Annotated in this window: 18 protein-coding genes, 1 pseudogene and 1 other annotated feature; of the genes and pseudogenes, 12 read left to right on the forward strand and 7 right to left on the reverse strand. The window is 64.5% G+C overall.

Features of this window, described 5'->3' with window-relative positions; genetic code table 11:
- Positions 1–63 precede the first annotated feature (63 nt).
- Positions 64–3216 carry a family 78 glycoside hydrolase catalytic domain gene (locus ACI2JO_RS17195; protein ID WP_404721832.1) on the forward strand — a complete coding sequence of 1051 codons (3153 nt, stop codon included), beginning with the start codon at positions 64–66 and terminating at the stop codon, positions 3214–3216.
- A gap of 65 nt (positions 3217–3281) precedes the next feature.
- Here the strand turns inward: ACI2JO_RS17195 and ACI2JO_RS17200 are convergent, their stop codons facing one another.
- Positions 3282–4043 carry an SDR family NAD(P)-dependent oxidoreductase gene (locus tag ACI2JO_RS17200; protein ID WP_404721833.1) on the reverse strand — a complete coding sequence of 254 codons (762 nt, stop codon included), beginning with the start codon at positions 4041–4043 and terminating at the stop codon, positions 3282–3284.
- Between the two features lie 164 nt (positions 4044–4207).
- Here ACI2JO_RS17200 and rhmD point away from each other — a divergent pair, with 164 nt between their 5' ends.
- The 6 genes from rhmD to ACI2JO_RS17230 all read left to right on the forward strand — a co-directional run bounded on the left by rhmD (position 4208) and on the right by ACI2JO_RS17230 (position 9460).
- The gene (gene rhmD, locus ACI2JO_RS17205; RefSeq protein WP_404721834.1) at positions 4208–5395 is read left to right on the forward strand and encodes an L-rhamnonate dehydratase; all 1188 of its coding nucleotides are present in this window, start codon (positions 4208–4210) and stop codon (positions 5393–5395) included.
- A 10-nt stretch (positions 5396–5405) separates the two neighbouring features.
- Positions 5406–6254 carry a fumarylacetoacetate hydrolase family protein gene (locus tag ACI2JO_RS17210; RefSeq protein WP_404721835.1) on the forward strand — a complete coding sequence of 283 codons (849 nt, stop codon included), beginning with the start codon at positions 5406–5408 and terminating at the stop codon, positions 6252–6254.
- Positions 6251–7000: an SDR family NAD(P)-dependent oxidoreductase gene (locus ACI2JO_RS17215; RefSeq protein WP_404721836.1), complete on the forward strand. Its 750-nt coding sequence runs from the start codon at positions 6251–6253 to the stop codon at positions 6998–7000. Before ACI2JO_RS17210 ends, ACI2JO_RS17215 begins: the two co-directional genes overlap by 4 nt.
- Before the next feature lie 56 nt (positions 7001–7056).
- Positions 7057–7983 carry an amidohydrolase family protein gene (locus ACI2JO_RS17220; RefSeq protein ID WP_404721837.1) on the forward strand — a complete coding sequence of 309 codons (927 nt, stop codon included), beginning with the start codon at positions 7057–7059 and terminating at the stop codon, positions 7981–7983.
- Positions 7984–7997: 14 nt separating this feature from the next.
- On the forward strand, positions 7998–9056 hold the full coding sequence (gene rhaT / locus ACI2JO_RS17225) for an L-rhamnose/proton symporter RhaT (protein ID WP_404721838.1): 1059 nt from the start codon (positions 7998–8000) through the stop codon (positions 9054–9056).
- Between the two features lie 218 nt (positions 9057–9274).
- Positions 9275–9460, forward strand: a complete 186-nt coding sequence (locus ACI2JO_RS17230) for a hypothetical protein (RefSeq protein ID WP_404721839.1) — start codon at positions 9275–9277, stop codon at positions 9458–9460.
- A 222-nt stretch (positions 9461–9682) separates the two neighbouring features.
- On the opposite strand, the gene ACI2JO_RS17235 is transcribed toward ACI2JO_RS17230, so the two are convergent.
- Entirely contained in the window at positions 9683–11998 is a 2316-nt protein-coding gene (locus tag ACI2JO_RS17235) for a TonB-dependent receptor (protein ID WP_404721840.1), read from the reverse strand.
- Positions 11999–12491: 493 nt separating this feature from the next.
- Between ACI2JO_RS17235 and ACI2JO_RS17240 the strand changes: the two genes are divergently transcribed.
- On the forward strand, positions 12492–13148 hold the full coding sequence (locus ACI2JO_RS17240; protein ID WP_404721841.1) for a cell wall hydrolase: 657 nt from the start codon (positions 12492–12494) through the stop codon (positions 13146–13148).
- A 266-nt stretch (positions 13149–13414) separates the two neighbouring features.
- Here ACI2JO_RS17240 and ACI2JO_RS17245 read toward each other — a convergent pair whose 3' ends face one another.
- Positions 13415–13624 carry a hypothetical protein gene (locus ACI2JO_RS17245; RefSeq protein WP_404721842.1) on the reverse strand — a complete coding sequence of 70 codons (210 nt, stop codon included), beginning with the start codon at positions 13622–13624 and terminating at the stop codon, positions 13415–13417.
- Between the two features lie 108 nt (positions 13625–13732).
- Between ACI2JO_RS17245 and ACI2JO_RS17250 the strand changes: the two genes are divergently transcribed.
- Positions 13733–13954 carry a hypothetical protein gene (locus ACI2JO_RS17250; protein ID WP_404721843.1) on the forward strand — a complete coding sequence of 74 codons (222 nt, stop codon included), beginning with the start codon at positions 13733–13735 and terminating at the stop codon, positions 13952–13954.
- Between the two features lie 35 nt (positions 13955–13989).
- On the opposite strand, the gene ACI2JO_RS17255 is transcribed toward ACI2JO_RS17250, so the two are convergent.
- Complete coding sequence (locus ACI2JO_RS17255; protein ID WP_404721844.1) at positions 13990–14697, reverse strand: VIT family protein; 708 nt, start codon at positions 14695–14697, stop codon at positions 13990–13992.
- A 262-nt stretch (positions 14698–14959) separates the two neighbouring features.
- Between ACI2JO_RS17255 and ACI2JO_RS17260 the strand changes: the two are divergent.
- From ACI2JO_RS17260 to ACI2JO_RS17270, 3 genes and pseudogenes are all read left to right on the forward strand, one after another.
- Positions 14960–15061: pseudogene (locus tag ACI2JO_RS17260) on the forward strand (SLOG family protein); the annotation flags it as partial.
- Positions 15031–16223 (forward strand): IS3 family transposase gene (locus ACI2JO_RS17265; RefSeq protein ID WP_404721853.1). Its coding sequence is split into 2 segments (ribosomal slippage): positions 15031–15286 and positions 15286–16223, totalling 1194 coding nucleotides; the frame shifts between segments, so codons are not numbered across the junction. The pseudogene ACI2JO_RS17260 and the gene ACI2JO_RS17265, both read left to right, overlap by 31 nt.
- Positions 15276–15392, forward strand: a sequence feature (AL1L pseudoknot). (Overlaps the previous gene by 117 nt.)
- A 338-nt stretch (positions 16224–16561) precedes the next feature.
- The gene (locus tag ACI2JO_RS17270) at positions 16562–16996 is read left to right on the forward strand and encodes a hypothetical protein (protein ID WP_404721845.1); all 435 of its coding nucleotides are present in this window, start codon (positions 16562–16564) and stop codon (positions 16994–16996) included.
- Positions 16997–18696: 1700 nt separating this feature from the next.
- Here ACI2JO_RS17270 and ACI2JO_RS17275 read toward each other — a convergent pair.
- The 3 genes from ACI2JO_RS17275 to ACI2JO_RS17285 all read right to left on the reverse strand — a co-directional run bounded on the left by ACI2JO_RS17275 (position 18697) and on the right by ACI2JO_RS17285 (position 21921).
- Positions 18697–19281, reverse strand: a complete 585-nt coding sequence (locus ACI2JO_RS17275; RefSeq protein ID WP_404721846.1) for an RES family NAD+ phosphorylase — start codon at positions 19279–19281, stop codon at positions 18697–18699.
- A gap of 3 nt (positions 19282–19284) precedes the next feature.
- Positions 19285–19860: a hypothetical protein gene (locus tag ACI2JO_RS17280; RefSeq protein WP_404721847.1), complete on the reverse strand. Its 576-nt coding sequence runs from the start codon at positions 19858–19860 to the stop codon at positions 19285–19287.
- A 255-nt stretch (positions 19861–20115) separates the two neighbouring features.
- Positions 20116–21921, reverse strand: a complete 1806-nt coding sequence (locus ACI2JO_RS17285; protein WP_404721854.1) for a M14 family metallopeptidase — start codon at positions 21919–21921, stop codon at positions 20116–20118.
- Between the last annotated feature and the right edge of the window lie 43 nt (positions 21922–21964).

Here is a 21964-nt window from a genome sequence, read left to right on the forward strand (position 1 = left end):
CCGGGCAGCAATGCGGCGCGCAGCTGCTGCTTCACGGGTAAGCGGCTTCAGGGAGGTGGGTTGATGCCAAGGCGACGTTCCGTTCTGTTGGGGGCCGGCGCCGGCCTCGCGTTGCTCCCGGCGCGGGTCGGTGCGCTGGCGACGGACAACGACGCGCCGGCCTGGGGCGTCGATAACCTGCTCGTCGGCGGGCTGCGCGATCCGATGGGGTTGCACGATCTTCGCCCACGCCTGTCGTGGCAGCTTCGGTCCAGCCGCCGGGGCGCACGGCAGTCCGCGTGGCGTGTCGGCGTGGCCTCGTCGCGGGCGGGGGCCGAGGCGGGACGCTTCGATCTGTGGGACAGCGGACGCGTCGCCGGGGAGAAGTGTTTCGACGTCGCATATGCCGGCACCCCGCTCTCCGCGCGTCAGCGGGCGTGGTGGCGCGTCATGGCGTGGGACGAACGTGGCACTGCCGCGACCTCGCCGGTCGCCTTCTGGGAAATGGGTCTGCTGGCCCCGGGCGACTGGTCGGCGGCCTGGCTGTCGGCGGAAACCCCGGCGCAGCGTGACGATCGCGCGGCCGGGCTCGGCTGGCGGTCGGCAGCGGTGGTGCCGCGCGGCCAGCAGGTGGCGTTCCGCCTGCGTTTCGACGCGCCGCTGGATGGCGAGCTGACCGCACTGATCGGCTGTGGCGGCAATTGCCGGGTACGGCTGGACGGCGCCGAGATCATCCCGCCGAAGCGCGGCGGCTGGGGTTCGCCGGGGCCACGCAGCGCACTGGTGCCCGTCGCGGCGGGTGCGCATGTGCTGACGATCGAGACGCGTGCGCCGGACGACGGCGCGGCACAGGCTGCCACGCTGCTGCGATTGACCATGCGCGACGGTCGCACGATCCGCTTCGGTGGCGAGCGGCTGGAGAGCCGCGCCGGGACAGCGGAGGGCGGCGATTCCGGTTGGTCGCCGACCCGCGCGGGGCAGGGGCAGGCAACGCTGCCCGCGCGCGCCGCGACGCTGCTGCGCCGACCGTTCCGCGTCGAGGGGCGTGTCGCTTCGGCGCGGCTCTATCTGACCGCGCTCGGCATGTACGAGGCCGAACTCAACGGCAAACGGCTCGACGACGCGCTGCTGCGTCCCGAGTTCAGCGACTATCGCAAGCATTGTCTCTATTGCGTCCAGGACGTGACCGACACGCTGGTCGCCGGCGACAATGTGCTGGGCGTGCATGTCGCGGATGGCTGGTACGGCAGCTATATCTCGCCGGACGGTCGCTACTCCTTTGGCGAGCCGCCGTTGCGGATCTTCGGACAGCTCGAAATCCGCTACGCCGACGGACGCGTGCAGACCGTTGCGACCGGCCCGGGCTGGACGGTCGCGGAGTCAGCGATCACCAGCGCCACGATCTACGATGGTGAAATCTACGACGCGCGCCGGGAACGGACCGGGTGGAGTTCTGCCAGCTATCGGCCGGATGGCGATTGGTCGCCTGCGGCACCCGCCGCACCCGCGACCGCCGCGCTGGTCGCGGCGACGGTGCCGCCGATCCGTCGCAAGGAGCAGATGGCGGCGCAGAAGGTCGCGACGGTCGCCGATGGCGCCTTGGTCATTGACTTCGGACAGAATTTCACCGGCTGGACACGGATCGCGCTCAGGGGCCGGCGCGGCCAGACGATCCGGCTGCGCTATGCCGAATTGCTCAACCCCGACGGCAGCGTCGACCAAAGCAACCTGCGCGCCGCCGATGCGACCGATAGCTACACGTTCGCGGGCGCCGGCGTCGAACGCTACGAGCCGCGTTTTACCTATCACGGCTTTCGCTACGTGCAGGTCGAGGGGCTGGGGCGACCGCTCACCGCCGCGGAGATTACCGGTATCTCGATCCGCAGCGACCTGACCGAAACCAGCGATCTGCAACTCGGCAGCTACGTCCCGCAACGGCTGTGGCAGAACAGCCGGTGGAGCCAGCGGTCGAATTTCACCGGCATCCCCACCGACTGCCCGCAGCGCGACGAACGGCTGGGCTGGACCGGCGACGCTCACGTCTTCTGGGACGCCGCCAGTTTCAACATGGACACCGCCGCGTTCACGCAGCGCTTCATGCGCGACATGCGGGATGCGCAGCGCGACAGCGGCGCCTATTCGGACATCGCGCCGGTCGCGCGACACGACCATTTCGCCGAGCCGGGCTCCTCGCCGGGCTGGGGTGATGCCGGGGTCGCGCTGCCGTGGACGGTGTGGCAGCGCTACGGCGACACCGGGATCATCGATCAGCACTGGGCGTCGATGAAGCGGTTCCTCGCCTCGATCGAGGCCAGCAATCCCGACTTCGTCTGGTCGAAGGCGCGCGGCGTGGACTATGGCGACTGGCTGGCGCTGGACGCCGTCAATCCCGGCGATCCGACCACGCCCAAGGATCTGATCGGCACCGCCTTCTGGAAAGGTGCCGCCGACCAGATGGCGGACATGGCACGCGCCAGCGGACGCGCGGCGGAGGCGACGCATTATGCGACGCTCGCCGGCCGGTTGGCCGAGGCGTTCCGGCGCGCCTTCGTCAAGGCGGACGGCACGATCGGCAACGGGTCGCAGACCGGCTACATCCTCGCGCTGCATTTCGATCTGCTCGCGCCGGGCGCACGCGCGGGGGCGGTACAGCGGCTGGTGGCGGATATCCGGCGGCGCGGTACGCTGTTGTCGACCGGCTTCCTCGGCACGCCATACAGCCTCGACGTGCTGGCGGATGCGGGCGAGATCGCGCTGATCTACGACCTGTTGCTGCGCACCGACTATCCGTCCTGGGGCTATATGATCGCCAAGGGTGCGACGACCACCTGGGAACGCTGGAACAGCGATGCGGGCGATCGGTCGATGAATTCATTCAACCATTATGCGCTGGGCGCGGTGGTCGGCTTCATGTTCCGGCGCATCGCCGGGATCGCGCCGACCGCGCCCGGCTTCACGCGCTTTACGGTGCGCCCGCTACGCGATGCGCGGATGGCGTCGGCGGGCGCGACCTATGACTCGCGGCTTGGGCGGATCAGCACGCGCTGGAAGCAGGACGAGCACCGCTTCTCGCTCGACCTGACCGTTCCGGTCGGCAGCGTGGCGCAGGTCCATTTGCCCGCCGCCGAGCGGGCGCAAGTCCTCGAAGGCGGCAAGGCCGTGACCGTCGAACAGCGCACCGCGCAAGAGGCGGTCCTGAGCGTCCCGGCGGGCAGCTACCATTTCGAGGTGGGCTGACCCGCCGATCCCGCACGAACGCCGGCCCGCCGTGCTGCGACGCACGGCGGGCTTCTTTCATCCGCTCATTGCAGATTGACGAAGGCGCCGCCATCGACCAGCAGCGCGGCGCCGGTGACGTAGCGCGCAAGATCCGAGGCGAGGAACATGATCGGCCCGGCGAGATCCTCCGGCTCGCCCAGCCGGCCGAGCGGGATGCGTGCGGCCATGCGCGCGCGCTTCCCGGAATCGGCGAGATCGTCCTTGTTGATGTCGGTGAGGATCGTGCCCGGCAGCACCGAATTGCAGCGGATGCCATGTCGCCCGAGCGCGATCGCCGCCGATTGCATCAGCGAATGCAGTCCCGCCTTGGTGGGCGTGTAGTGCGTCTGATACTCGCCGCCGACCAGCGCCGAGATCGACGACACCGCGACGATCGCGCCACCGGTGCCCTGCCGCACCATCTGGTTGGCGGCGGCCTGCACCATGTAGAATGCGCCATGCAGGTTCACGCGCAGCGTGCGTTCGAGCGTGTCGGCGGGCATGTCGAGGAAGGCGTGGAAGGGGCAGATGCCCGCGTTGCTGACGAAGACGTCCACGCCCCCCAGCGCCTCGGCCGCGGTGGCAACGAAGGCGGTGGCGCTCGCGGGCTCGGCGACATCGCCGTCGACCGCGATCGCCTTTCGACCCAAGGCGCGGATCGTCGCCACGACCGATTCGGCCTGCGCGCGATCGTCAAAGTGGTTGATCGCTACATCGGCACCCTGGTGCGCGGCTTCGATCGCGGCGGCCCGCCCAATCCCACGCGATCCGCCCGTGATCAGAACGCGCTTTCCTTCCAGCAACATATCCCAACCTCTTCTCGTGTGTCCCGTGGCCTACCGCCGTCGGTTCGTCAGTGGCGCGGTTTGGTTGACGGGCCTACTTTCATTTTATAAGTCATGAACTCACTATATGGCAAAGTAATCCGGAACGCTGTCGCCGGACCGGTGTCGTTCAAGGAGGGTGCGCGATGGAGCTTTCGAAGATCAAGCACGTCCGCGCGTTCACTGCGAAGGGCGGTGGCGCGGATTATCACGATCAGCAGGGCGCGCACTGGATCGACGACCATATTGCCACCCCGATGAGCCGTTATCCCGAATATCGCCAGTCGCGGCGCTCGTTCGGGATCAATGTGCTGGGAACTCTGGTCGTGGAGATCGAGGCAGAGGACGGCACGGTCGGCTTCGCGGTGACGACCGGCGGCGAACCGGCTTGTTATATCGTCGAAAAGCATCTCGCGCGGTTTTTGGAAGGGCGCGATCCGGTCGAGATCGAGAAGATTTGGGACCAGATGTATTTTTCGACGCAATTTTACGGCCGCAAGGGACTGGTCATCAACGCGATTTCCGGCGTCGACCTTGCGCTGTGGGATCTGCTGGGCAAGCTGCGTGACGAGCCGGTCTACTACCTGCTCGGCGGCGCGGTGCGCGACGAACTGCACTTCTACGCGACCGGCGCACGTCCCGACATCGCGCGCGAGCTGGGCTTTATCGGCGGCAAGCTGCCGCTTCACCATGGACCCGCCGAAGGGCTGGAGGGGCTGGAGAAGAATGTCGCCTTGCTCGCAGACATGCGCGGCAAGTGCGGCGACGACTTCTGGCTGATGTACGATTGCTGGATGAGCCTCGACCTGGATTATGCCACGCGGCTGGCGCAGCGCGCGTGGGATGAATGTGGTCTCAAGTGGATCGAGGAAGCGCTGAGCCCCGACGATTATTGGGGCTATGCGCAGTTGAAGAAGAACGCGCCGCGCGGCCTGCTGGTGACGACTGGCGAGCATGAGGCGACGCGCTGGGGCTTCCGGATGCTGCTCGACATGGAATGTTGCGACATCATCCAGCCCGACGTCGGCTGGTGCGGCGGGATCACAGAACTGATCAAGATCGCCAATTACGCCGACACGCGCGGCGCGATGGTCATTCCGCACGGCTCGTCGGTCTACAGCTATCATTTCGTGGTGACGCGCCACAATTCGCCGTTCGCCGAATTCCTGATGATGCACCCCGGCCCGACCGAGGTAGTGCCGATGTTCGCGCCGCAATTGCTGGGCGAGCCGGTGCCGGTCAACGGCCGCATCCGCGCGACGGCGCTCGATCGTCCCGGCTTCGGGGTCGATCTCAACCCCGACGTGCCGCTTCACCGTCCCTATATCCATTGAGGACCTGCCGATGAAATTCTGTCGTTTCGGCGCGGTCGGCGCCGAACAGCCCGGCGTCATCGACGCGCAGGGTCGCGTGCGCGATCTGTCCGCGCAGGTGCCCGACCTTACCGTCGACCGGCTTGCGCAGCTTACGCTGGTCGACCCCGAGACGCTGCCGCCCGCGCCCGAGGGCGTGCGTTTTGGTGTGCCGGTTGCGGGCGTCGGCAAGATCGTGGCGATCGGGCTCAATTATCGCGACCATGCGATTGAATCGAACCTGCCGATCCCGACCGAGCCGATGATGTTCATGAAGGCGGTGACCAGCCTGTCCGGGCCGGACGACGATGTCATGCTGCCCGAGGGTGCGACCCACGGCGACTGGGAAGTCGAACTGGGCGTCGTGATCGGGCGGACCTGCCGCTACGTCGCGGCGGCCGACGCGCTCGATCATGTCGCGGGCTATGTGCTCGCGAACGACGTGTCGGAACGCTTCAACCAGAAGGAGCGCGGCACGCAATGGTCCAAGGGCAAGGGGCATGACACCTTCTGCCCGGTCGGGCCGTGGCTGGTGACGCCCGACGAGATCGGCGATCCGCAGGCGCTCGACATGCGGCTCGACGTGAACGGCGCGCGGATGCAGACCGGCAATACGCGCACGATGATCTTCGGGGTGGCCGAGCTGATCGCCTATGTCAGCCGCTTCGTCACCTTGCTGCCCGGCGACCTTCTGATTACCGGCACGCCACCGGGGGTGGGCGAGGGCAAGAAGCCCGAGAAGATCTTCCTGAAGCCCGGCGACGTCATGGAACTGGCGATCGACAAATTGGGCACGCAGCGCCAGCGGGTCGTCGCCTTCGACCGGGCGAGGCTGGGATGAGCAGTTTCGCCGGACGTTTCGAGGGTCGAGGCGCGATCGTCACCGGCGGTGCGTCGGGGCTGGGGCGGGCGGTCGCGGCGCGCATCGTGCGCGAGGGCGGGCGCGTCTGCCTGTGGGATCGCGATGCGGAGGCATTGCGCGAAGTGGCTGCGGCAATCGGCGCAGCCGGCACCTGCGCGCTCGACATCAGCGATGCGGAGCGCGTCGCCGCAGCGGCGCAGGAGAGCGTCGCGCTGCTCGGCAAGGTGGACGTGCTGGTCTGCTCGGCTGGGATTACCGGCGCGACCGCGGCCGTCGAAAGTTACCCGATCGACAGCTGGCAACGCGTGATCGACGTCAATCTGAACGGCCTGTTCTATTGCTGCCGCGCTATCGTGCCGCACATGCTTGCGAACGGCTACGGGCGGATCGTCAACGTTTCGTCGGTGGCCGGCAAGGAAGGCAATCCGCAGGCATCGGCCTATTCGGCGTCGAAGGCGGGGGTGATCGGCTTCACCAAATCGCTGGGCAAGGAAGTGGCGGGCAGGGGGGTGATCGTCAACGCGCTGACCCCCGCCACATTCGAGAGCCCGATCCTCGCGCAGCTTCCACAGAGCCAGGTCGATTACATGAAGGGCAAAATCCCGATGGGACGGCTCGGCGAGGTCGAGGAATCGGCGGCGATGGTATGCTTCATGGCCTCGCCGGAATGCAGCTTCACCACCGCATCGACCTTCGATACGTCGGGCGGTCGCACCACTTATTGACGCACGGCGCGAACCGCGACCCGCAAGGGCGGGCGCGGCATTGGAGAGGGAGGGGCATGGACGACATTCCGTTTGTGGATGCGCACATCCACCTCTGGAACCTGCAGCGGATCCGCTATCCGTGGCTGACCCCGCCGTTCGGCGATAACGGGCCGAACGGCAGCGTCGCGGCGATCGCGCACGATTTCACCGTCGCCGATTATCGCGCGCAGGCCGCGCGGTGGAACATGGTAGGCGCGGTCCACGTCGATGCCGGGGCGGAGCCGGCGCAGGCGCTCGACGAAACCCGCTGGCTGGAGGCGGTGGCGGATGCCGAGCAGCTTCCGACCGCGATCGTCGCCTTCGCGGCGCTCGAGGATTTGAACGTCGGACAGATGCTGGCGGCGCAGGCCGCGCATCAGCGCGTGCGTGGCATCCGCCAGATCGTGAACTGGCACCCAGACGCGCGACGCAGCTATCAGCCGCGCGACCTGACGCGGTCGGCGGGGTGGCAGGCCGGGTTCGCACGACTGGCGCACCACGGCCTCTCGTTCGACCTGCAATGCTACCCCGGGCAGATGCCGGCGCTGGCGGCGCTGGTCGCGCGCCACGTCGATGTGCCGGTCATCATCAACCATCTCGGGATGCCGGTCCTCGCCGATCCGTACGGATTGGAGGAGTGGCGCACCGGCCTTCGTGCGATGGCCGCGCTGCCTCACGTCGCGATCAAGCTTTCCGGCCTCGGCTTTGTCGCGCGTGACTGGAGCGATGCGCTCGTCCGCCCGCTGCTGGCAGAGGCGATCGACCTGTTCGGTCCCGAGCGCTGCCTGATCGCCAGCGACACACCGACCGACACGCTGTTCGCGCCATTCGAGCGCTGCCTGGGCGTGCTGGCCGACGCCACCGCATCTTTCTCGCGCGACGAACGGCGCGCGATGTGGGGCGGCAACGCCGACCGGCTCTACCGTCTGGGGCTCGGCCTCCGGCGCGACGCCGCCACCTGAATGCGGAGGACCTTATGCCCAATCCCCTGATCGGCGTCTTCTATCATTGGCTGGGCGGACTGTCGTCGGCGAGCTTCTATGTGCCGTACCGCGGGGTGCGCGGGTGGAACTGGGAAGTGTTGTGGCTGACCGGCGGGCTGTTCTCCTGGCTGGTCGCGCCGTGGCTGTTCGCGGCGGTGATGACGCGCGATCTGACCGGCGTACTGGCACATACCCCCGCGCCGGTCGCCGGCCTGTGCATCCTGTTCGGGGCGCTCTGGGGATTCGGCGGGCTGACCTATGGGCTGACGATGCGCTATCTCGGGCTGTCCTTGGGGATGGCGGTGGTGCTGGGGCTGTGCACCGTCTTCGGCACGCTGATCCCGCCGATCGTCGCGGGCGATCTCGCCACCAAGCTGCTCGACACGACCAGCGGGCGGATCATCCTGCTCGGGCTGGCGGTGACACTCGCCGGGATCATCGTCGTGGCGGTAGCGGGCGCGCGGAAAAATGCGGCGCTGGGCGAAGCGGAAAAGGCCGCAGCGGTCGCGGAGTTCAACTTTCGCAAGGGGATCGGCGTCGCGATCTTCTCGGGCATCATGTCGTCATGCTTCGCCTTCGGGCTGGCGGCGGGCGAGCCGGTCAGGGCATTGTCGGCCGCGGCGGGGACTGGGCCGCTGTGGACCGGGCTGCCGGTGCTGTGCCTCGTCATGTTCGGCGGGCTCGTCACCAATGCTCTTTGGTGCGCGGTGCTGATCCTGCGCAACCGCTCGGGCGCGCAGTGGCTGGGGCGCGCCGCGGCAACGGCGGAGCGTCCGGCGCTGGCGCGCAACTACCTGCTCGCCGGGCTGGGCGGGACGCTGTGGTACTTCCAATTCTTCTTCTATACGATGGGGGAAAGCCAGATGGGGCGGCTCGGCTTTTCCTCGTGGACGCTGCACATGGCGTCGATCATCATCTTCGGCACGCTATGGGGCTTCGCCTTTCGCGAATGGAAGGGAACGCGGGCAGGGGTGCGCGCCACGGTATGGGGCGGGATCATGTTGCTGGTCGGGGCGACGGTCATCATCGGATATGGCAACAGCCTGGTGTAGCGCGGCGTGCGCGAGGCGTCGGCGATCGCCGCTGCGACTTTCCCTTGGATCAGTAGACCTATGTGCGGAGCATCCAAGGGCGGCCGGATATTGGCGCCGTATCGCGGCGCGACCGCCGCGTGCCGCCCGCCGATCCGCAAGAAGCCCGTCAAGCCGCGCGCGTTGCGCCTCGCCTCCACTCACCACCCGCCGCGGCTGGGCGCGTAGCTGACGCCGACGTGATCGTCGCGATGGTCGGGCTGACCGCCGGGTTGGCAGGCGAAAAACCGAAGGTCAACGCGCCCGGCTTCAAGGGTGGGGATGGCGCCACGATCGCGTTGCCGGCGGTGCGGCAGCGGCTGCTCGACACGCTGGTCCCGACCGGCAAGCCGTTGGCGATCGTCGGCGTCTTTGTTCGGCGCTGACCTATGGCGCGAGAGGCGCAGGCGAAAGCGGTGCTGCTACTGTCGTATGGCGGCGAGACGGCGGGGCAGGCGATCGGCGATGGGCGCGAGAAGCTTGCCGCGAAGCGTCCGGGCGGAGGCCGTCACCCTAGTCGTGATGATTCAGCGTTCATCACGTCACGGCAAGCGAGACGGCGGGTGCGATAGCCTGCCGCTCGCTTGTCGTGACCGGTTCGTCAGCCGTTAGAAGGTGCGGCGCAGGCTGAGGCCGATCTCGCGATCGTTGGTTACGGTGCCGATGCGCAGCCCCGACTGAACGCCGAAGATGCTCCAGGGGCCGCCGTCGGTATCTTCCTTGACGGTGTTGAAGATGTTCTTCGCCCAGAGGCTCAGATCCCAGTTCCGGTCGGGCGACAACAGCCCGATCGAGCCGTTGACCGTGGTATAGCCGGGGAAGGTCCGGCCGGTCTGCGGGAAATAGGAGCTGCTGCGCGACGCCGAGTTGAGCCGCACGTACCCCGGCACATGGCCCAGTTCGAAACGATAGCTGGTGTTGGCGGTGAAGCTGACCTTGGGCAGCGACCCCAGCGCGCCGTTGGTGGTGCAGACGCTGACATATTGGCCTTTCTGCACGCGGGGGATGCCGTCGACGTCGAGCACGCCATCGCCATTATAGTCGTTGCAGGGCAGCAAGGCGTTGGCGAAATGCGCATCCGTATAGGTGTAGATGCCGCCCACGCTCCAATTGTCGGTGACGTTGGCCGATACTTCGAGTTCGACGCCGCGGCTCACCGCATTGCCGTTGCCGGTCATCGTGCCGTAGCAGAGCGCGCCGCCCGCCGTTCCGTCATAAGTGGCGTAGCCCAGCCCGTTCGGATTGGGGGTCGCGGTGCAAACCACGTTGAACTGCGACGTGATATAGCCGTCGAACTTCTGGTCGAAGAGCGCGAGATTGGCGGTCAGACGCTTGTCGAACCATTGCGTCTTCAGGCCCAGCTCGATGGAACGCGACTTCTCGGCATCGAAATTGCCGAATTTGACCGGGATACCCGGCTGCGGCGCAGCGGCGGTGCCGCCGGAGCCCGGCCGGAACGACGTGCCATAAGAGACATAGGCCATCACATGGGGCGTGAACTGGTGCTGGTAACTCGCATTGCCCGTCACCGCATGATAGCTCCGCGACACGTCGGTCAACTCGTTCAACAGGTCGACCTTGCTGTAGCGGAGCCCGCCCTGGATGTTGTCGCGAGATGTGAAGTCGATCCGCTGCGTCGTGAAGATGCCGTAATCGTTCGTGACCGTCTTGTTGCGCTGGTTCGAAAACAGCGGCGGCAGGCTCTGCACCTGATCGCTGATCGTGTGCTGCTGGAACACACCATAAGTGAAATTGTAGAAGCCGCCGCCGGACGATTGCAGGCGCAATTCATTCGACAGCGATCTGCGGCGCGTGTCGATCAGCAGATAGCGGCCGAAATTGTTGACCTCGCCCACGCCCGCGAAATCGAAATTGAGGTTGGTCGTATAGGTGGTGTCGTTGTAGCCGCCGACATAGGCCAGCCCGATGCGATCGCTGATGTCGTAATGGCCGTTCACGGTGAACAGCGCGCCGCGATAGCGGAACGGATTGGCGCCTTCGGTCAGCGCGATCTTGTCCTTCAGGTCGAAGGTGCGGCCGCATGCGATCGAGCCGACCTTGATCGCGCCCCCCTCGTCACCGGCGCAGGGCGCGCGGCCGGTGATCTGGCGATAGAAATCGCCGGTCTGCTTGGTATATTGCCCCATCACGTCGAACGACAGCCGGTCGGTCGGGCGCCAGTCGAGCGTGCCGCGCAACACGGTCGTGTCCTGGTAGTTGCGCTTGCCGTTGTTGATGTTCCGCACTTCGGTGAGCGCGTTATAGTCGTGCACCCCTGCGACGCGGAATGCCAGCGTCTCGCTGATCGGCCCGCCCAGCGCGGCCTCGAAGCGCCGGCCGACATGGTCGCTGACAGTCGCTTCGGCATAGCCGCTGTAGTCGGTCAAGCTGCCCTTTTCGGTTGCGATGGTGATCGCGCCCGATGGCGACGGCCGACCGCGCAGCGTGCCCTGCGGCCCCTTGAGGACTTCGATTTGCGCGATGTCGAGCGTGGCGGCGAAGGAGTCGAAGACCGTGATCGGCACTTCGTTCAGATACGTCTCGACCGTATAGGTCGACGGACCACCGCCGCTCGGCTCCTTGATGCCGCGCAACGAGATCGATTGCTCCGACGGGCTGGTGACGGTCAGCGACAGACCGCCGACGACCTGGCTCAGTTCCACCGTATTCTGGACATGCAGATTCTGGAGCGTCGCGGCGCTGACGACATTGACCGTCTGCGCCACCTTCTGCACCGGCTCGGCGCGCTTGTTCGCGGTGACGATGATGTCGGCGAGCGTGTTTTGATCGGTTGACGGCTGATCGGCAAGCGGAGTCGTGTCGGCCGGCCGGTTGCTGCTCGGTTGCGCGGGGCCCGGTGTCGGGGCGACCTCCTGCGCCAGGGCGGGCGTCGCCATCGCAAGCGCCGCGGCGAGCACTGCCATGCTCGATCGACCCGTGAGGCGCGCGGCGCGCCCCACCGGCCTGATCGCTGCATCGCAAGCGGTTACGACGTTGCACGTATCGTCCATCAGATCATCCCCTCCGAATGATGCCGACACCACGCTGGCCATGCGCGCGCACGCCCGATCGCAGCGGCGACCTCCTGCTTTTGCTGTTGATCGATGCGTCTGATCGTTCACCCGCGACGAGGCTGAAGACTATGACCTCTCCGCGCCGCCAGATGATCATCGGCTACCGACAGGGACGACGTAGAACCGTGAGCAATATAGTGTCAATAAGTGAGTATGTACATCACATAGTGAATTCAATGAGACTTTGAATTGTTTTGTTTTTTTATAAGCCATGCGACGGACCACCCCCTGACCTGACGGCGGCGGGGCGCATTGGTTGAGGGCAGGGGGATAGCGACGAGTCGGCGTTGCGGGAGCGCTGTCCTGCTGCGTCGGAACGCTGGCTGCGCTAGTGAGACCGGTGATGGCAGCCCGGCGCACCACCCGTAACGTGAAGAGGCGCGCAGCAGGGCGCGATGCGGCGGCGGAGCGATGGCTGCTGCTGATCTTCGTCGTGGCCGCCCTCATCATCGTGGCGGGTTTGCTGGACAACGGCGCGGTCGTGCCGGAACCGGCGCGGGCGCGGCGGATGACGATGGCGGAGGCGCGCACCTCGAATGCGGCGGTGCCGATCGTCGCCAGCGCGCGGCGGCGCGCGGCCCCGTTCCGCTTTCGCGGCGGGCCGGCCGCGCGGGCGCAGGCGGTCGATTGCCTCGCCACCGCCGCTCTGTACGAAGCGGGTGACGATCCGCGCGGGCAGCGCGCGGTCATCCAGGTCGTTCTGAATCGCGCACGTGCCCCCGGCTTCCCGCGCACGATCTGTGGCGTCGTCTATCAGGGGTTCGAGCGGATGACGGGCTGCCAATTCTCCTTCACCTGCGATGGCTCGGTCGAGCGGCGCACCCGGCATGTCGGTTGGTCGGCGGCGCGCCGCGCGGCACGAGGCGCGCTCGCGGGCCGCGTCTTTGCCGACGTCGGCCGGGCGACGCATTATCATGCCGACTGGATGGTCCCATACTGGCGCGACACGATGACCAAGGTGGCCAGGGTCGACACCCACCTCTTCTACGTGCGCCGCTGAGGCTGACCGCGTCCTGTAGTCCGGGGCGCTACGGGAAGAACACGACCTTGCTCGCACAATTGCATCCTCCCGCATCCGATGCTTCGCCGCCCCGTCGTGCAGCGGGAAGGTCGTGAGGCGCGGGGTCGTGATCGCGCCGGCGCGGCTCTGGCGGCCTTCCGCGCCGTTCAGATAGGTTCACAGGTCGCCACCGGTGACGCGCTTGGAGTCTTCCATCAACGCCAGCGGAGCGATCGCCGGCGGTGCGCAGCCCGTCTTGCCGAAGATCACGACCCGGCCCGCCGGGGACGCAGCGCGGCGCGCGTCTGCGCCACGCGATCGTCATAGCCATAAACGACATGCGCCCCGTTCACGCGCGCCTCCTCTCGCATGCTGCGAGCGGAGCCCAGCGCATGAACTGTCGCAGATGAGGGCCAAGCGGTGTGCTCGACCAGCATGCCCATCTTCGTCTCCGCCATCGATAGGGGCAGCCTCACCGCCGCCGCGCCGGGCGGGCACCGGCTGATCGGCTTCGTGCAATGCCGCGCCGAGGATCGGACGCCGGTCGGCCCGGACGGCGAGCAGATCGTCCGCTTGCCGCCGTCGTGGCGCGGTATCGGCAGGTCGCCATCCCGGGCTATGACATCGTCCTGCAATCCTGCGTGGCGCGCGCTGCGGCTCTGGCGGCGGGGCGTCTAGTCCACGTGCTGGCGGACCATGCCCCAGTGTCGCGCCCGCTCACGCTGGTCCGCCTCCCGGTCCGGAACCTCACCGCCGGACTGCGCGCCTTTGTCGATATGGCGGTAGCGGCGTTCGGCGCGGACTGAGCGCGCAGATCACGATCCGCTCGAACCTGTGTGGCTCAGATTACCGTCCCGGTCAGCGTACCGATCAGCGCGGTCACGCCCATCGCCATCGCGCCGAGCACGATGACCCGCAGCATCCCGCGCCCCATCGGCGCGCCGCCCGCCTTGGCCCCGAGCGCACCAAGCAGCGCCAGCAGCACCAGCGTCGTCGCGGGCACGGTGTAGAGCACCCAGGCACGCGGCGCGAGCGCGGCGACGACCGGCAGGATGGCGCCGGCGGAGAAGGCGATCGCCGAAAACATTGCCGCCTGTACCGGTCGCGAGCCGCCGTCATCGGCAAGCCCCAATTCGTCGCGACGATGCGCGCCGAGCGCGTCATGCGCCATCATCTGCTCCGCCACCAGCAGCGCGAGCGGCGGGGCAACGCCCCGGTCGACGTAGATAGCGGCCAGTTCGCGCGTTTCCGCCAACGGCGCGCGGGCCAGCTCCGCCGCCTCGCGGGCCAGATCGGCGCTTTCGGTATCGGCTTGCGAACTCACCGACACGTATTCGCCCGCGGCCATCGACAGTGCCCCGCCCACCAACGCCGCGACTCCCGCGATCAGGACATTGGCTGCGGTTGCGCCCGGCGCAGCGGCGACGCCGACGATCAGGCTGGACACGGAGATGATGCCGTCGTTAGCGCCCAACACCGCCGCGCGCAGCCAGCCGGTGCGATGCACGAGATGATGTTCGCCCGCTGGATGCGAGGTCACGTCGGTCATCCTCGTCCATCCTCCATGTGTGGTTTTTTGGTTGATTGTCAGCTATTTTCGATAACAACGCGCGGCGCGTCCGATCGGCCTCCCTCGTCGCAAGACCCGCTTACATAATATGCCTTATCAGGGCCGTCGCTGCCGTCCAGCTCGACCACCTTGATGCAGTCGGTCGAGGCGGCAAGCACGCTGCTCAGGAACGCGGCGGTTTCCTTGGCCTCCTTCTCGGCCCGGCGCCGTTCAAGCGCGATCCACGTTCTGTTGCCGGCATTGGGACCGGCTCGATGCGATCAAAACGCGCGTACCGCACATGACCTTGTGCACGACCGCACAGCGCAAGGGATGCGACGCCATCGCCGCAGCATGGGCGGCAATGAAAAGGATCACCCATCGCGTTGGTCCGCGGTAGTATCGATCGCGGCAAAAATCGGGTGTGCGGGGCAGACGCTGTACGAGTGGGTGAAGAAGGCCGAGGTTGACAGCGGCACGCGCGCCGGGGTGCCGAGCGATGTTGCTGATCGGATGAAGGCGCTGGAACGCGAGAACCGCGAGCTGCGCCAGGCTAACGAGATCCTGCGTAAGGCGTCGGCGTATTTTGCGATGGCGGAGCTCGACCGCCGAGCGAGGTGATGGTGTCGTTCATCGACGCGCATCGCAAGGTGTACGGGGTCGAGCCGATCTGCCGGGTTCTGCCGATCGCCCCGTCCACCTATCATGCTCATGCAGCCAGGAGGATTGAGCCGACCAGACGGTCGGCTCGGGTTCGGCGTGACGATGCGCTCGGACCGGAGGTGCGCCGCGTGTTCGAGGAGAACTTCCGCGTCTATGGCGTGCGCAAGGTCTGGCGGCAACTGCGACGCGAAGGGTTCGACGTCGCTCGCTGCACTGTTGCCCGCCTGATGCGGGCGATGGGTCTGGCCGGCGTGATACGCGGCAAGCCGGTGCGCACCACTGTCAGCGACAGGACGGCCCTATGCCCGCTCGACCGGGTGAACCGGCAGTTCCGCGCGCCAGCACCGAACATGTTGTGGGTGTCGGACTTCACCTACGTCGCGACCTGGGCGGGGTTCGTCTACGTGGCGTTCGTCATCGACACCTACGCTCGCCGGATCGTTGGCTGGCGCGCCAGCCGGAGCGCACATGCCGGCTTCGTCCTGGATGCACTCGAGCAGGCGCTACATGATCGACGGCCGATGCGGGGTGGCGGCCTCGTCCACCATTCCGACCGCGGCAGCCAGTACGTGTCCATCAAGTACATCGAGCGCCTGGCCGAAGCGGGCATCGAGCCGTCAGTCGGCGGCGTCGGCGACAGCTATGACAACGCTTTGGCGGAAACCATCAACGGCCTCTACAAGGCCGAGGTGATCCACCGCCGCGGCCCTTGGCGCAACTTCGAGGCGGTCGAGTACGCCACCCTCGAATGGGTGGATTGGTTCAACTATCGCCGGCTGCTCGAACCCATCGGCAACGTCCCGCCTGCCGAAGCCGAAGAGCAATACTATGCTGCCGCAAACATCGTCGATATGGCAGCGTGACTCACATCCAACGGCCTCCGGCAAACCCGGCGCGGTTCAGTTTTGCATTTTGCTTAAGCCGCTCAATCAGCGAGGCTATTGAGTGAACCGAGGCGGAGGTATCCTCCGCCGCGGTCATCCGGTGCGACGTCTGAAATCGCCCAATTGCAGACATGCCGGCAGGGACCTCAGCCGGTCGTTCTCTCAGCCGGGCCGTGGGTAAGACCCGGCGAGGGGAAAAGCCGGGGCCTTGCGAAAGGCAGCGGAGCTTCCACCGCTCTCCCAGCACCACATATGCGCTATCGCCCATTTGCAGCCCTGCATACTTCATCTATCTTTGCTCGATGGCGCGACCTCAAATGCACATGACCCTCATTGCTGCTGCCTGGTTTAGCTTGAACGGCTCCAGTGCTGAAGCTCGCCGCATCGAGCCTCAAGATAGCCGCGCAATACCTCCGCCAGTCGAGCCTACGTATGATCCGCTACCTGGACCGTATCTTGGCAGCGTTGATGAACAAGGCGCATTGAAAGACGTCGGAGTGGCGCAGAACGCGATCCAATCCTGGCACGGACCGAACTTATCTGCATTTATCTTGTGCTTCCGACCTGCCAAACAACCAGTGAATTGGAACCTTGCTTTCGCGGCGCTGAGGAATGTGTCGCACGAGTTGCAGTCGCTGGGCGCTGCCGTCGTCGTCATCGCTGCGGAACGCATATGTCCAACGCCATCAAACGTATCGATGATGGGCAAGAGTCATGTCGAGATTAAGGGCGTAATCCGGTTTCGAGGATAGCCATTTTCGAGATTAGCCATTAATGTGCACTGTCCCGAGAGCCTTCTACCCGCCTGCGCGTGCTTCTGGCTGCTGCCCATTGGCTCCGTTGGTAGGCTTCGCGAATGTTGGCTCAGCATGTTATGCTGCGGGGTTGATCGAACTTTCAACAATCGAAGATGGAGGCGCGTTTGCTTGCTTTTGTAATCCTCCAAGGCCTATCACCTTCGATGCTCCCATCCGATAGCTGGGTTAGTATCTCTCGACGTCCGGCGCTTACCCGTTCTTCTGAGATCGTAGACTTTCTATTTAACAAGACCTCTTCGAGCGATCTTGAGTTTGACCTTCGCCTTACCTCTCGAGCAGCTGATGACACTCTCACGGTCAAGTGGACTTCGACAGAGAGATGCAAGGAAGCCCGCACTGCCGCTCTAAGGCTGCGAGACTTACCGTTTTCGGCGGTGCGATTACCGAGCGACCCGGAAGAAGTCGTGCTGGATGGAACGAGCTACTCAGTCAAATTTCTTGCTGGGTATGGGAGCCAAAACAATGGTGAACTCGAACTCCGATCTAACGTAGGAACTCCACTAGCAGCTTGGATTAACACCACCCTTTCCAACTTTGATAATTGCTGGGCTCACACGCGGCCTATCCCTAAATAATTATAGCGCTCGCGATGCTCAACAAGCGAACAAGGATGGACAATGTACCTTCTCGTTGTTTTACTACTGCTCTTTATGTTGGCCTACTGCTTGGCTCAAACATATCGGGATGTGCGTCGCCGCAACTGGATTTTTGTAACGTTTGGATCCGGCATGATACTGTCTATCGGCTGGATTATTGAAGCCATGACGAGAGGTTCGTCATATTGAATTGGGGTCGGCTCTCACCTCAGTGCGCCAGGTACGGCATGTCGGCTGACCACCAAAGTCGGACATCGAGGCGGAGGTATCCTCCGCCGCGGTCGTCCGGCGCAATGGCCGCTAACGCCCAACCTAGACATTCAGGCTAGCTACCGAGTCTTCCGATAAGCGCCGTTCGATGAGATCGATCTTGTTATTCGCAGTCGAACTAAGTGCCCCTCTCAGCACGGCACTCCAGCACCTAGTACCTACGAATGATATTTCATCTCACGTAAATATAGATCAATGATTATATTGAAGACTAGAGCAATATTCTCTTTTATTTTAAGGCTCGCGCAATATCATGTGCTGATGGATGACGATGAGCATAGGGCGCAAATTGCCATCAAGCTCCTAGCAGATCGATATGCTCGCTATGTTCTCTTCCCAGGGAAATTGTTCGACGAGTATGCATGGAACATGCTTCTTCACCTATTCATAGCGAGGCAAAATGGTGAGGAAATGAGTGAGTCGAAGTTGATAGCCCAAGTAAATGTAAGCACCCGAGAAGGGCAGAGGTGGCTTTATCAGCTTGCTAAGGATGGTCAGATAGAGCCGAGAGCAATCAGGCAAGACGTGGTACTGACTAGCGATGCTAGCAACAGACTGAGAAAATATCTTGATATTGCGAAAATCTGCTAAATAAAGCCGTTTTACGCTAATATAAGTGCCGGTTGAGAGCATGATGCGCGATAAGTAGGCGCAGCGGTATAGGTCGCAGCGTCAGGCAACGTCCGCTGACGCCATCTGCCTTCTGAATAGTGGACGGGCCGCTTCCCACCAAACCCGGGCATTCCCGTTTCCCGATCCCAATCGAGATCATAAATCAACGACATGTTTCCCGTGCCCGTCGAGCAGGTCGTCGACCCAATCGCGGTCGATCGGTTCGCCTTCCTCGATCAACTCAACCTTGTGGTCGGCACGCTCGAACAGCGCGACACAGAGTTGGTCGGGATCTAGGCGCGATCGATAGGCGATACCGTCGAGATCCGTCGTCGCATGCACGGTGGCTGAAATGGCCTGTGTCATGGCATAAGCGCCTGGATAGGTCTTGCCGTCGTGATCGGCCGCAACCTCTCCGACCGTCACGCCTTCCCAGCCAAGCCCCTTGCCATGCACGTCAGCGAGGCGCAGCAGCTCAGCCGTCCGAAATCGCGCAAACCGGCGCTTCGCGATCTCACCCCAGACGACCGCCTTCTGCGCCGGGCGTCGCAACATCGTTTCCGCAAACGGGCCGTCCCGGGTCAGGCCGAGGTACAGGACGCCATAATCGCCCTGCGGATCGTCCCAACGCCAGGTTGCGTCGCGCTTGCCATAGAAGCGTGCTTCGCGATCTCCGGCATGGACGCGGTAGAGTGTCTCGCCTTCCGACACGTCGGTGACTGGCCGACCGCGACGTGCCACGGATCAGTCCTCGAGCGTCGCGGCGAAACGGGCGAGACGCCCTGTCACGTCCGGACTGCCGGTGACCATCTCCATCGGCAGCTCGTTGCCCAACCCCTCGTCACCTTCGACCATGAATTGAAGCAGCGCCCAGGCACTGGTGGTCGGCGTCGCTGCAAGCACTGCGGCCATGCCGGGGGCGGCACTACCGCCGTCGAACTGGAAGGCAGGAAAGAGCTTGCGACCATTGTCGTCGACGACCAGCAGGCGACGGCTTGCCGCTGCCTTATGCACCGCCTGGAGCGAGCGATAGCCGAGCAGATCCCGCACCTGCTCGGCAGTAAGCGCCCCGCCGGCGCGCCTCACGAGATCCCGTTTGAACGCGGCGGTTCGGGCGAGTTGCTCGGCGACATTAAGTTCGTCCGGATCGACCGCGGGGGTGTTGCGCAGGATCGCGACGAGCATCTGTGTGAAGTCGGCGGTGCCAGCAACGTCCTTGAGGCGGGCCGGCGACAGCGACCGTGCCACCAGCGCAGCGCCATTCTGCATCCGCCGCTGGATGACGTCCGCCACGTCCGCGCTCGCTGCCTGCGTCGCCATCATATCCTCCTAGTTGATACAAGATGATATATGCTAGAGTTCATCCTGATACAACCGCACAAGTTGGATAGGCCGGGCGCGTCCGCACTGGGGTCCGGTGAGAGGACCGGCAGAATCGTACGTTAGGCCCCGCGACAGTCTCGATTGGGATCGAATTTTGGCAAGTGCTCGACCTTTGTCGTTATGACAATTGCCGACCGCATGGACCTCAAACCGGAACGATGTAGCGGAACCATCGTCGCGATCCGTAATCATCTACCCATCGTTTTTCTCGCGCGCGATTGGATAGCGCAGGGGATAGGGGTGCCCCGGACCTGCTTGTGCGTAGAGCCACGCAATTCGAGCGTCGGGATCGGCGGCAAAGCCCGGTTCATCCCGTAACTTCGCGTCAAAACGGCGCTTGATCGCAGGATTTGTCGCGAGGAGCCGATCGCCAAGTGCCGCAAGTACGAAGGCATCCGTACTCGGAGCAGGTCCCAGCATTTCCGGAAAAAAGCCCCAGGCCAGAAAAGAGTCCTGGCTTTCGGGCTCCAACAGCGAGGCGGCCAATAGCCCGAGCGGTTGATCCGCAGGCACGCGTACGCTGCCCCTCGGCATTGTCTCGTCCGTCTCGTAATGTTCGAAACGAGCAGTAATCGGGTAGCGCCCCTCAATCGGCTGAGACAGCTTGGGATTGATCACCCGAACACGATCTAGTTTCTGCGCCTTTGACGTTTGGATCGTTTCGAATTGGATACCATGCAGGCTCAGCCGCTCGATAACCTCGGTCTGTTCGCGCGGCACCCACCAAGCCTTGGGCAGGCGGACGCTCTCGGTAGGTGTCTGGCCGATAACAGGCATGCGGAAGGTAATGGGCTTGCCTAGCCAGCGCTGTTCCTCTCGACCGGAAGCAGGCGACACATAGGTGTCGAACGCTATGCCCTTGAAGTTCTCAATCCATCCAATCGGGGTCGCTGCGGGCTTCCAACGTGTAAGCAATTCGGTCGGTCTGCTTGCACGATCGGCCGCCCTTGCGACCAAAATGCGTGCGGCATCTTTCGCGGCGATCTTCAGCGCGGCTTCGAGCAATACGTAGGTGCCCAGCACGCGCTGGCGATAAGGTTTGAGCATATGATTTTCGACCAACACGGTCGGCATGCCGACAAAATCACCATAGCCAGTGGAGTAGCGCGGACCCTCAGGACTATACCGAATACCCTTGTCGGGGTGCCGCGTATCGATCGGGCTGGGGTAGATAATTGGGCTGTGACCTGCGTCCGTCAGCGCGGCAGCGACTGTGGGACCAAAGCGGCTTTCCAACCAGTCGGCGGTGGCGCGATGGCGCGCATATTTACCCCATCCGGCATAGGTAAAGGTCACGTCATACTGCATGTCGAAGCCTTCGCTGACATGGCAGTCGATATAGAGGATTGGATTAAGCGATCGGATCAGGGCGATCATCGCCCTAGATTCTGGCGCATCAAGCTTGGCGTAATCCCGATTGAGGTCGATGTCGCGCGCGTTGGCGTCACGCCCCTTCTCTAACGGACCGCGAATGTGCGGAAAATTGTACGCACTCATCTGCTCGTGCCCGTCGATATTATAGATCGGCACGAACACCAGATCGACCTTTTCGAGCAGGCTGTCTTTTCCGCGAAGCGCAATGTCACGGACAAGCATCAGCCCGGCATCCTTGCCGTCGATCTCACCTGCATGGATGCCGCCCTGCACGAGGACGACCGGCTTACCGCTACCGCCCTTGCTGGCGCGGACATAAATCATGTCGCGCCCCTCGGCCGTGCGGCCAAAGTTCTGCACGGTGACGATCGGCGATGCGGCGTCGAGTCGATCGAGCCATGCTCGAACCTCTGCATAGCGAGGCGTCGTCCGGAAGTCTGACGCTTCGGCCGGCGTGATCCAGGGATCGCCAGCCTTCACAATCAAAGCTGCGCTTTTACCCGACCACGGCAATACCGGCGGCAATGGCGCAGGTCCCTGCGCGCTAAGCGGGCTGGCGGTAGCCAACAGGATGTTCCTGCCAGTTAGAAAAGACACAATCCGCGCCAGATAGAGATGGCACATGTTGGTAGCAGCGGGGGCAGCGTGGAGCCATCCACACGCGCAG

The sequence above is a fragment of the Sphingomonas sp. NPDC079357 genome, from assembly GCF_044901155.1.
GTDB lineage: Bacteria > Pseudomonadota > Alphaproteobacteria > Sphingomonadales > Sphingomonadaceae > Sphingomonas.